Consider the following 11,770-nt stretch of genomic DNA (forward strand, 5'->3'; position numbering starts at 1 on the left):
GTGACGAGTCGTCGCCCTCGGCATCGGGAGCATCCATGAGCGTGTCGGACCAGTACAACAAGGCTTGGGAAGGTTTCTGGGAGGAGACCTCCGACGTCCCGGGCGAGGCGATCTGGGACTCGGATCCGGCCCTGACGGCGGTGCCCCATCTGGCGCTGCTCGAGCCGCACCTGGACCCCGAGCTGCCGATCGTCGACCTCGGCTGCGGCAACGGCACCCAGACCCGTTTCCTGGCCACCCGCTTCCCCCGCGTGCTCGGCGTGGACCTCTCGTGGGCCGCGGTGGAGCACGCGCGGCGCGCGAACGGGGCCGGGAGCGCCGAGTTCGAGCGGCTCGACCTGGTGGACACCGAGGCCGTCCGCGCCCTCCACGGGCGGCTCGGGGACTGCAACGTCTATATGCGCGCCGTGATCCACCAGAGTGACCCGCAGGACCGGATGGCCGTCGCGGAGGCGGTGGCCGAGCTGGTCGGCGCCAGGGGGCGGGGCTTCGTGGCCGAACTGCGGCGGAGTGCCAAGGAGGTGCTCCAGGAGGCGGCGGGCCGGCCGGGCGGGCCGTCGCGCAAACTCCAGCGGGTGTTCGCCCACGGGCTGCGGCCCGCGGAGGCCGCCGACGACGAGGTGCGGGAGCTGCTGCGGGCGGCCGGCCTGGAGGTGTTGGCCGAGGGCGACATCGATCTGGCGATGGAGGACTTCCATGCGGACGGCAGGCGTCTCGAATTGCCCGCTCGCTGGTTCGTGACCGGCCGGAAATGACGGCCGCCGTCACTTTCGCCGGCGCGGCGGACTTCGGCCGCACCGGAATGGAACCGGGCAACCAAAACGCTGTGCGCGGAGCCAAGGGCTCGTAAAGACATGGCACTTCACGGCGGGCCCACCGAAGTTCTCGGTGGGCCCGCCGTGAAGTACCGGGGCATGGGTCACGGCACCGCCACCGTCTCACGGACGGATGGGTGCCGCTTGTTCAACTGCTCGTCCCCACACAGGCGGAGACGACCGTGGCGGTGCCGGGGCTCCCGGGGCGAGGGCTGACCCACGGTAACCGTGCCGTCTGACGGCGGGCCGTCATTCCGGCCGTCCCTCACCCGGATTTCGTTCTTCCGAATCCGCGTTTCCGCTGATGAACGTAAAGTGCGGGCCAAAGAGGTGGTGTTGGGTTCCGGTTGACCGCCCGCGCCCTCCTCCACGGGGAGTATCCGATTCCATAACTCCCGAATCGGCGGTGATGTGGATCACGTTGCGACTGCTTGATCTTCGACAGCGGGCTGTTCCTATAGTGATCCGCGCAACGGGGAAGCCGGTCGATCGGGCGACCGGCGGCTGGGTGAATGCGAATGCCCGTGCCACGTGGCCGGAGGGGGCATTCCTGTGTGGCGGATTCTTTTACCGGGTTTATCGACACTCCCGCGTCTCGGGTGACCGGCTTCGTTCCGGGAGCAGCCGGACGCGATGACTCCGCGCCCGCGGGCGCCTTTCGACCCGGGCCCTCGGCAGGGCGAAAGGACCGGCAACCCCGTCCGCCGCGAACGCAATTCGACGAAGCCCGAGGGAGGGTTCGTGACCGATCACGTCACGCGGAGCGCTCGCGTCTCCATCGCCGTGCGCGGCGCGGCGTCGTATCTGCCGGAGCGGGTGGTGCCGGTCGCCGCCCTGGCGGCACTGGACGAGCACGAGCGGCGCACCCGCGCCGGTCTGGGCATCGACACCGTGCGGGCCGATGACCGGATCGGCGCGGTGGAGCTCTGTGAGCGGGCCGCCCGGCAGGCGCTCGACCGGTCCGGGGTGGACGCCCGGGACCTGGGCGCCCTGATCATGGTGGAGTCGCGGGCGCCGGAGACCTTTCTCAGCTCCGAGTCGACGCGTTTGCAGCATCTGCTGGGGGCCGAGGCGGCGACGACCTTCACGGTGGGCGGCCTGGGCTGTGTGTCCCTCACCCCCGCGCTGCTGACGGCCCGGGGCCTGCTGGCGGCGGATCCGGACATGGACAACATCCTGGTCGTGCACGGCAGCAAACCGGCCGCCGCCACGCGGTACCGGCACCCGGTGACGGTGAACGGCGACAGCGGACAGGCCCTGCTGCTCTCCCGTCGCGGCCCGGTCCGGATCCTCGACATCGCGCAGCAGACCAACGGCCGGTACTGGGACCTCTTCCATGTGAAGTACCGGGACCGGCCCACCGCGCAGTGGCGCGAGGAGTGCGCGGATGCCACCGCCTACTCCTTCCGGCTCGCGGTGGAGACGCGCAACAGGACGTCGGCGCTGTTGGACGGGTTGCTGTGGCGCAACGGACTGCGCCGGGAGGACGTGCGCGGCTACGTCAGCCACAACCTGTCGGCGGGCAGCCTGGCCTTCACCGAGGACGCCCTGGGCATCGCCGTCCTGCCCGTGTGCCGGGAGAACCTCCGGGCCTACGGCCACCTCGGCCCCAACGACGTCTTCCTGAACCTCTACACAGCCCTGGAGCGCAAGGAACTCGCCACGGGGGACCGCGTCGTGCTGATCAGTGTGAGCCCGGTGGCTGCCTGGAGCCTGCTGCTCGTCGAGATAGGACCACAGGAGGGTGTGGCGTGAACAGCATCACCGAGGAGATCACGGAGTATCTGACGGCGGCGCTCCGGCGGCCGGTCGCTCCGGACGACGACTACTTCGAACTGGGGCTTGCCGACTCGCTCTTCGCGCTGGAGCTGGTGACCTTCGTGGAGGAACGTTTCTCCATCGCGGTGGAGGTGGAGGACCTCGATCTGGACAGCTTCCGCACGGCCGAGCGCATCACGCGCTTCGTCAGCCGCAAGACCGCGTCGGCCGGGTTGGCGGAGAGCCATGACCAGAGCGCCTGACGAAGGGCGGCAGAGGCCGGACGGGCCGGATGACCCGAACGGGCCGGGCGGATCGGCCGTGGTGCGGGCCGCGGCGGAGCTGGCGGCCGAGGTGCGCGGCGACGCGGCGGGCTGGGACCGGGACGGCGCCCTGCCCGCGTCCGCCCGTAAGGACATGGCCGCGGCCGGCCTCCTCGCCCCGGACCTGCCCCGCCGGTACGGGGGAGCGGACCTCGGCCCGGCCGCGCTCGGGGAGGCGGCCGCGCACCTGGGCGGGGTGTGCAGCGCCCTGCGCGGTCTGCTGACCGTCCAGGGCATGGTCGCGGCGGCACTCGCCCGCTGGGGCACCCGGGAACAGCGCGCCGACTGGCTGCCACGGCTGGCGAGCGGTGAGCTCACCGCGGGCTTCGCGGCCACCGAGGAGGCCGCGGGCAGCGCCCTCGCGGCCGTACGAACCCGCGTCGAGGACACCGGCACGGACGTCCTCGTGAGCGGCCGCAAGAAATGGGTCACCTTCGGCGCGGTCGCCGATGTGTTCCTGGTCCTGGGGGAGTGCGGGGGCAAGCCGACCACCGTGCTGGTGGAGGCGGACCGCGCGGGAGTGGTCCGCGAGCCGGTGAGCGGTCAACTCGGCATGCGCGCGGCACAGATCGCCCACATCACCTTCGACGGAGTACGGGTGCCCCGGAGCCGGCTCGTCGCCCCGCCGGGGCTGGGGCTCTCCCATGTCGCCGCCACCGCGATCGACCACGGGCGCTTCACCGTCGCCTGGGGGTGCGTCGGCATGGCTGAGGCATGCGTGGCGGACGCCGCCGCGCACGCCGCCACCCGCGCCCAGGCCGGGGTGCTGCTCGCCGACCACCAACTGGTCCGGTCCCTGCTGGCCCGCTCCGCCGTGCGCGGCGCCGGCGCCCGTGAACTGGCCGGACGGGCGGCGGGATGCCGGGCGAAGGGCCCCGGGCGCGGAGTGAGCGAGACCATCGTCGCCAAGTACGCGGCCGCCGCCGCGGCCGCCTCGGCGAGCCGCGACGCCGTGCAGATCCTCGGCTCGGCCGGCTGTGAGCCCGACAGCAGGGCGGGACGGCACTTCCGGGACGCCAAGGTCATGGAGATCATCGAAGGAGCAGCGCAGGTGGCCGAACTCCACATAGCCGACCGCCTCTTACGTCGGTACGGCCCGCCACCCGCCGCGCGGCGGCCCGGGGAGCCCGCATGACGGCCGCGGCGAGCACCCCGGTCGTCAAGTGCCTGGTGTGGGACCTGGACGACACGCTGTGGGACGGGGTCGTCCTGGAGAACGACGACCCGGACCCCTTCCCGGCGGCGCTGGAGACGCTGAACGCGCTGGACAAGCGGGGCATCCTGCACGCCGCCGCCAGCCGCAGCGAGCCCTCCGTCATCCACCGCCACCTGACCGGGCGCGGCCTCGACGACTGGTTCTGCGCGGTTCAGGTGGGCTGGGGCGACAAGTCCGCCGCGGTGCGCCGGATCGCCGAGACGCTCGACATCGGCCTGGACACCGTCGCGTTCATCGACAACGACCCGGCGGAACGGGCGGAGGTCGAGGCCGCGCTGCCCATGGTCCGCTGCTACCCGGCCGACGAGGTCGACCGGCTCCCGGACCGCCCCGAGTTCCAGCCGGAGCACATCACCGAGGTGGCCTCCCGGCGCCGCGAGCTGTACCGCACCGAAGGGCAACGACGCGAGGCCGAGGAGCAGTTCGGAGCCGACCGGCAGGCCTTCCTCGCCTCCCTCGACCTCGTCATGGAGCTGCGCCCGGCGACCGAGGACGATCTGGCCCGGGCCAGCGAGCTGACGATGCGGACGCACCAGCTCAACAGCACCGGGCTGTTCTACGACGCGGACGAGCTGCGGCGGCTGAGCACCTCACCGGCCCACCGGGTGCGGGTGGCGCGGCTGCGCGACCGGTTCGGCGACTACGGGATCATCGGCCTGGCCGTCACCGAACTCGACGGCACGGACTCGGTGCTGCGCCTGATGCTCATGTCCTGCCGGGTTGCCTCCCGGGGCGTGGGCAGTGTGCTGCTCGGCCATCTGATCCGGGAGGCGCTGGCGGACGGCCTCCGCCCCGTCGCGCACTTCGTCCCCACCGACGTCAACCGGAACATGCTGGTCACACTCCGGTTCGCCGGCTACGAGCCGGTCACCACCGAGGGCGACCGCATGGTGCTCAGGGTGAACCCGGACCGTCCGCTGCCGGAGAGCCGCGGTCACACCCGCGTGATCAGCGGTGCGGAGTGAGAGCGGAGTGAGCCCAGAGTGAAAGGGGAGACCATGGCGGTGCGCACCGGTGCCCGACACCACGACGGAACGGACCAGGAGCCGTGGTCGGTCCTGTCCGCCTTCCGGCGGCAGGCCGCCCGAGGACCGGAGGCGACCGCCCTGGTCATCGGGGGAGAGACTCTCACCTACCGCGAACTCGACCGGGCCTCGGCCGGGCTCGCCCGGCTGCTGTGGCAGCGCGGCGCCCGGCCGGGCCGGGTCGTGTGCGTCCGCGTCGAGCCGAGCGCCCTCGCCGTCATCGCGGTTCTGGCCTCCTTACGGACCGGTGCGGCGTGGTCGGCCATCGAACCGGACCTGCCGCCCTCGCGAGTGCGGCAGTTGCTGCGGGACACCGACTGCGCGGTGATCCTCGGGGACGCGCCCGAGCCGGACCCGGGCGACGACGCCGACCCGCCGACCGTGCTCGACGCCACCGGACTCACGGTCGCGGGCCTCGTCGAGGCGGGCGTCCGCACTCCGGACGACTGGTTCCCACCCGTCCCCGAAGGCACCCCCGCCTACCTCGTCCACACCTCCGGATCGACCGGTCCCCCGAAGGGGGTCATGGTCAGCCGCGCCCAGCTCGCGGCGTCCATCGGCTGCCGGGCCGAGGTCTACGGCACCGAACCGTCGACCTTCCTCATGGCCATGCGGCTGTCCTTCGACGGCATGCTCGGCGGCATGTTCTGGTCGTTCTGCAACGGCCACACGCTGCTGCTGCCCGACCTGCGGCAGCTGCGACAGGTGGGGGAACTGGCCCGGCTCGCGGGCGAGCACCACGCGACCCACCTCGTCGTCGTCCCCTCCTACTACCGGGCGCTGCTGGCGGAGAGCCGGCTGCTGCCGGACACCCTGCGGCTGGTCGTGGTCGCCGGCGAGGAGTGCACACCGGAACTGGTGCGCACCCACCACGCACGGTTGCCCGGCACGCTGCTGGTCAACGAGTACGGCCCCACCGAGACCACCATCTCCTGCGTGGTCCAGCCCGGCCTGGACGCCTCCTGGGACCGGATCCCCATCGGCCGGCCCTGGCCGGGCGCCCGGGCGAGGGTGCTGGACGGGCGGCTGCGCGAGGTGCCCGCCGGGGAGCTGGGCGAGCTGTACATCGGGGGCGCGTTCGTGGCCCTCGGATACGCGGGAGCGCCCGGCAGGACCGCCGAGCGCTTCGTCGCGGACCCGTTCGGGCCGCCCGGGGCGCGCCTCTACCGCACCGGCGATCTCGCCGTCACCGACGAGCGGGGCGCGCTGCACTACCGCGGCAGGACCGATCTCCAGGTGAAGATCCGGGGCGCCCGCGTCGAACTCGGCGAGATCGAAAGCGTCCTGGAGAACCACCCGGCCGTCGGGCAGGCCGTGGTGAACTGCGAGAGGACCGACGGCGACGAACCGCGACTGATCGCCTTCGTCACCCCCAAGGCGCCAGGGGCCCCGGCGCCCGCCGGAGCGGACCTGCGCCGGCACTGCCTCGCCTCCCTCGTGGAACAGGCGGTCCCCGAACGGTTCGTCCCCGTGGCCCGCATGCCGCGGAGCACCAGCGGCAAGGCCGACCGGGCCGCGCTGCGGGACCTCGTCCCCGCGGGCGATCCGGCAGGCGAGGACCCGGCGCGGCGGGACTGGACCGGTGACCAGCGCACCCTCGGCAGGATCTGGGCGGCCGTCCTGCGGCACTCCGACATCGGACTCGACGACAACTTCTTCGCCGTCGGGGGGAGTTCGCTGAAGGTCATCGACCTGCACGCCCGGCTGGACCACGAGTGGCCCGGAGTGCTGCGCATGGGGGAGCTGTTCGACCTGATCACGATCTCCGCCCAGGCCGCCGCGATCCACGGCCGCCTGGGTACGGGCACCGGGGGCGAAACCCCCGCCCACCCGACCGCGTACGAGCTGTGAAGGCAGGAAGCATGAACGGAACGGTGACATGAGCGAGACCGCTACGACGCAGGGCGGACCGGCCGTCGCGGTGATCGGCATCGCCACCCGGCTTCCCCAGGCCGACACCCTCGAGGAGTTCCGCGAGAATCTGCGCAAGGGCGTCGACTCGGTACGGCCGATCCCCCGCGAGCGGGTCGAGTCCACCTGCCTCGACCCGTCCGTGGACTACCCGGAGCTGGGCTACCTGGACCGGATCGACCTGTTCGACCACGAGTACTTCGGTCTGTCGCGGCGCGAGGCCGAGGTGACCGACCCCCAGCACCGGCTCGCCCTCCACCTCACCCACGACGTCCTGCAGAGCGCCGGATACGCCGCCGCCGGTCTGCGGGACAGCCGCACCGCCGTCATCTTCAGCTCGCCCGGCACCGGCTACGCGCCGCTGGTCCGCGAGCAGGGCACCCTCAGCCTGATGGGGAACATCCCCTTCGGACTGCCCGCCCGGATCTCCCACCTCTTCGGGTTCACGGGCCCCTGTTACGGCGTGGACACCGGCTGCAACGGCTCGCTCGTGGCCGTGCACCAGGCCTGTCGCGAACTCCGCGACGGCGACGCGGACTACGCGGTGGTCGGCGGCGTCAGCCTCCGCCCGATCGTGGCCCCGGCGGCCGGCGTGGCGGCCTTCCCCGGCATCAGCTCGCCGACGGCCAGATCCCGGGCGTTCGACCACCGGGCGGACGGCGCCGGCGCTGGCGAGGGAGGCGCCGTCCTGCTGCTCACCACCCTCGACCGGGCCCTGGCCGACGGGGCGTTCGTCCACGCGGTCATCCGCGGCAGCGCCGTGCTGCACAACGGCGCGCACTCCGCGACCATCGCCACCCCCAGCGCCCGGTCCCAGGCCGAGGTGATCCGCAAGGCGTGGCACCGCGCCGGCCTGGACATCGGATCAGCCGGTTACATCGAGGCGCACGGCTCCGGCACCCGGCTCGGCGACGCCGTCGAGGCGGAGGGGCTGGCCCTCGCCCGCCCCGGGAACGGCCGGCGCCTCGCGGTCGGTTCGGTGAAGACCAACGTCGGGCACCTGGACCACGCCGCGGGGATCACCGGTCTGGTCAAGACCATCCTCAGTGTGCGCGACGGCGAGCTGTACCCCTCCCTGCACTTCGAACGCGCGGCGGACGAGGTCGATCTCGACGGTGCCCGACTGGAGGTCGTGACCGCGCTCCGGCCGTGGCGGGACGACGATGTCCGCCGGGCGGGGATCAGCTCGTTCAGCCTCGGTGGCATCAACGCGCACTGCGTGGTGGAGCAGGCGCCCCCGACCACCGTGCCGCCCGGCGGCCACGGCGGACCCGGGGCCGACGCGGCCCGGCTGGTCGGCGTGTCCGCCCGCACCCGGGCGGACCTCGTCACCCTCTGCGAGCGGCTCTCGCTCGAACTGCGGTACAGCGACCGGCCGCCGGCCGACATCGCCCGGACGCTGAACGAGGGCCGGGACCACCACCCGTACCGCGTCGGCGTGGTGGCACGCCGGACTTCCGAGCTGGCGGTCGCGCTGGCCGCCGAGGCCACCTGGCAGCGGCTCGACACCCACCGGGAGCCGACGGCAGGGGCGGCTCCCCGCGTGGTGTTCCTGCTGTCCGGCGACGCCGAACCGGTGCCGCTGCCGGGCTCCGACCCGCTGCCGGACCACCTGCCCGTGCCGGCCGACCGCGCCGCGATGGTCCAGGGCCAGCTCGCGGCCCACGCCCGGCTCACCCGCGCCGGAGTGGTGCCGGACGGCCTGATCAGTTCCGGGATCTCCCGGTACGCCGTCCGTCACGTGAGGGACGCCCTGACCCCCGCCGACACGGCCGCGCTGGAACAGGCGACCAGCGGTGCGGACCCGGCCGTGGCCGGAACGCCCGTCCGGCCGGAACGACTGCGCGCCGCGGCGGACGAACAACTCGCCGCCGGACCCGTGGTCTTCGTCGAACTCGCGGCCCGGGGAGAGCTCGGCGCACTGCTGACGGAGCACCTCGCCGACCGGCCCGACGCCACCGTGCTCACCCTGGGGTCCGGCACGGACGGCGTGCTCGACGTGCTCGCCCGGCTGTATGAGCGGGGATGGGACCCCGACTGGTCCGCGGCGGCGGCCGACGCGGGTCCCGGCCGGGGAGCGGGCCGCCGGGCGGCGCTGCCCGGCCCCCGGCTCCACGGCGTCCGCTGCTGGGCCCTGCCCCTGGGCGAGGTCATCTCCTTCGACGGTGTCGAGGGCGCCCGGCAGACGGTGGCGAGCGCGGTGGCGCCCCCGCCCACCCGGACCACCCCGCCGCCGGAGCCCGAGCACGCGCCCCTGCCGGTGCCGGCAGCCGTGCCCGGTACAGCGCCCGAACCGCAGTCGGTGCTGAGCTGGCTCCAGGAGTCCCTGACCGAACTGCTTCACGCCGATGAGGTCGCGGCCGACGACGACTACTTCGCCATCGGCGGAAACTCCATCATCGGATTGCAATTCGTCGAACGCGCACGACAGCGTTACGACGTCCACCTAAAGCTGGTGGACATTTACGATCACCCCGTCGTCGGTGATCTCGCAGGCGCCCTCTCCGCCCGCCTGGCCGGAACCGAAGCGCGGCCGGCTGTGCGCGAGGTGACGACCGAGCCCGCCGCGCCGACCGTGGCGGCCCCCGTAGCCCCGTCGGACGACGACGGACACCACCTGCCCCCGATCCACCCCGGCCCGGAACTCGTGCTGTCCTACGGGCAGGAACGCATGTGGTTCCACCACCAGCTCGACCCGACCACCACGCTCTACAACCTGCCCGGCGTCTCCCGGCACCTCGGCCCGCTGGACGTCGAGGCCGTACGGCTCGCCTGGGAGGACCTGGCCCGGCGGCACGAGGTCCTGCGCTCCAACTTCGTCGAGGAGGACGGGCGGCCCCACCTGGTCATCCGGCCCGAACTGGGCGACTTCTTCCACTACGTGGACGTATGCGCCGAACCCGACCCGGTGACCGCCGCCCGGGCGGCCGCCGAGGCCGCCACCGACCGGGTCCTCGACCTGGCCCGTGACCCGCTGGTCAACGTCACCGTCGTGCGCTGCGCCCCCGACGACTACCTCATGTGCTGGGTGATGCACCACGCCGTGAACGACGGCTGGGCACCCCAGATCCAGCGGACGGAGCTCATGGAGTTCTACACCGCCCGCACCGAGGGCCGGGTGCACCGGCCCGCGCCGCTGCCCGTGCAGTACCGCGACTACGCCCGCTGGCAGCGGGAGCTGATGCACGGCTCCCGGCTCGACGGCGAACTGGACTACTGGCGCGACCGGCTGACCGATCCCCCCGCCCTCGCACTCCCCACCGACCGGCCGCGCCCCACCCGCATGGACTTCACCGGGGCGTCGCACGGCTTCACCATCCCCGCCGAACTCGTCCGTGATCTCAGGGCGGTGGGCGGTCGGGAGACGGCCACGCTGTTCATGGTGCTGCTCACCGGGCTCAAGGTGCTGCTCTCCCGCTGGTCCGGCCAGCGGGACATCGTGATCGGCACCCCGACCATCGGCCGCAGCCGCCCCGAACTGTGGAACCTGCTCGGCTTCTTCAACAACACCGTCGCGCTGCGCAGCGACCTCTCCGGTGATCCGACCTTCCGGGAGCTGCTGCATCAGGTCCGCACAGTCGTGCTCGGCGCGCTGGACCACCAGGAGATCCCGTTCGACAAGATCGTCCGCGAGGTCGCGAACCGGCGTGACCCGGGCCGGAACCCGGTCTTCGACGTGATGTACGTCCATCAGACGCTGCCGCCGAACGTCAACTTCGGCGAGAACCTCTTCGGGGCGGGCAGCGACGAGGACACCGGCCCGTACTTCCCCGGACTGCCCCCGGGCACGGCCAAGTTCGACATCACCATGGTGGTCGCCGAGCGGTCGGGCGAGGACTCCCTCGACGTCGTCGTGGAGTACGCCACGCAGCTCTTCGACGCCGCCACGATCGCGGCCCTGACCGACTCCCTGCTGGAGCTGCTGCGCGCCGCCGCGGCCGACGCGGACACCCGGTACGGGGACCTGCCCGCCCGGCCCCCGCACCGTCCCGCGCCGCCCGCCTCCGAGGAGCACGCCCGGCCCACCGAGGACGACCATCTCGACTACTGGAAGAAGACCCTGACCGGGATGGCGGCCTTCGAGCTGCCCGCCGACCGGTCGCGCCCGGTCGGCAGCGGCCCGGACGGGCCCGGCGCCTGCCACACGTTCACGATCCCCGACGACCTCGCGGCCTCGCTGATCCGTTCCGGTGCCCGGGACGGGCTGCTCGCGGGCATCGCCGCACTGCTCGGCCGACGCGCCGAGACCGACGAGGTGGTCATCGGCGTCGACGTGCGGGGAAGCCTGCTGCCCCTGCGGATATCCCTGGCCGACGACCCCGCCCACGACGCCCTCACCGAGCGGGTGCGGGCGGGCATCGCCGCCGGGGAGCACCACCGCGACGTGCGTCTCGCCGACATCGAGCAGGCCCTCGCCCTGAGCCGGGAGCCCGGTCGGCCCCCGCTGTTCGACGTCACCTACACCCACGGAGGCATCACCCCGCCCACCGTCAGGGCCGTTCACGACCTCGCCTGGTCCGTGGTCGAGGGGCCCGAACCGGCCGGACTGCACGTATCGGTCGCGTACCGCACGGACTTGTTCGACGCCGCGACGGTCACCGCGCTCGCCGACGACCTGGTCGCGGTGGTACGTGCCGCCGCCCACGACCCCGGGGCACCGCTCGCCGGGCCGCCGTTCGCCACCGCCTCGCACGCCGACTGACGGCACGGACCGAACCGAAG

Annotated in this window: 7 protein-coding genes; all 7 read left to right on the top strand. The window is 73.0% G+C overall.

Annotation, left to right across the window (positions count from 1 at the left end):
- Positions 1-35 precede the first annotated feature (35 nt).
- The 7 genes from ACZ53N_RS26050 (at position 36) to ACZ53N_RS26080 (ending at position 11,750) form a co-directional block, all read left to right on the top strand.
- Positions 36-755: a class I SAM-dependent methyltransferase gene (locus ACZ53N_RS26050; RefSeq protein ID WP_469143219.1), complete on the top strand. Its 720-nt coding sequence runs from the start codon at positions 36-38 to the stop codon at positions 753-755.
- 801 nt (positions 756-1,556) lie between these two features.
- Complete coding sequence (locus ACZ53N_RS26055; protein WP_469143220.1) at positions 1,557-2,570, top strand: 3-oxoacyl-[acyl-carrier-protein] synthase III C-terminal domain-containing protein; 1,014 nt, start codon at positions 1,557-1,559, stop codon at positions 2,568-2,570.
- Positions 2,567-2,836, top strand: coding sequence for an acyl carrier protein (locus ACZ53N_RS26060; RefSeq protein WP_469143221.1), 270 nt, complete (start codon positions 2,567-2,569; stop codon positions 2,834-2,836). Before ACZ53N_RS26055 ends, ACZ53N_RS26060 begins: the two co-directional genes overlap by 4 nt.
- The gene (locus ACZ53N_RS26065; RefSeq protein WP_469143222.1) at positions 2,820-4,031 is read left to right on the top strand and encodes an acyl-CoA dehydrogenase family protein; all 1,212 of its coding nucleotides are present in this window, start codon (positions 2,820-2,822) and stop codon (positions 4,029-4,031) included. Before ACZ53N_RS26060 ends, ACZ53N_RS26065 begins: the two co-directional genes overlap by 17 nt.
- Positions 4,028-5,077 carry an HAD-IIIC family phosphatase gene (locus ACZ53N_RS26070; protein ID WP_469143223.1) on the top strand — a complete coding sequence of 350 codons (1,050 nt, stop codon included), beginning with the start codon at positions 4,028-4,030 and terminating at the stop codon, positions 5,075-5,077. The genes ACZ53N_RS26065 and ACZ53N_RS26070 overlap by 4 nt, the downstream gene beginning before the upstream one ends.
- A 33-nt stretch (positions 5,078-5,110) precedes the next feature.
- On the top strand, positions 5,111-6,988 hold the full coding sequence (locus tag ACZ53N_RS26075; protein WP_469143224.1) for a non-ribosomal peptide synthetase: 1,878 nt from the start codon (positions 5,111-5,113) through the stop codon (positions 6,986-6,988).
- A gap of 28 nt (positions 6,989-7,016) precedes the next feature.
- Positions 7,017-11,750 (top strand): condensation domain-containing protein, encoded by a 4,734-nt coding sequence (locus ACZ53N_RS26080; RefSeq protein WP_469143225.1) that lies wholly within the window; start codon positions 7,017-7,019, stop codon positions 11,748-11,750.
- Positions 11,751-11,770: the final 20 nt, after the last annotated feature.

Source organism: Streptomyces sp. NPDC033229 (genome assembly GCF_055576875.1).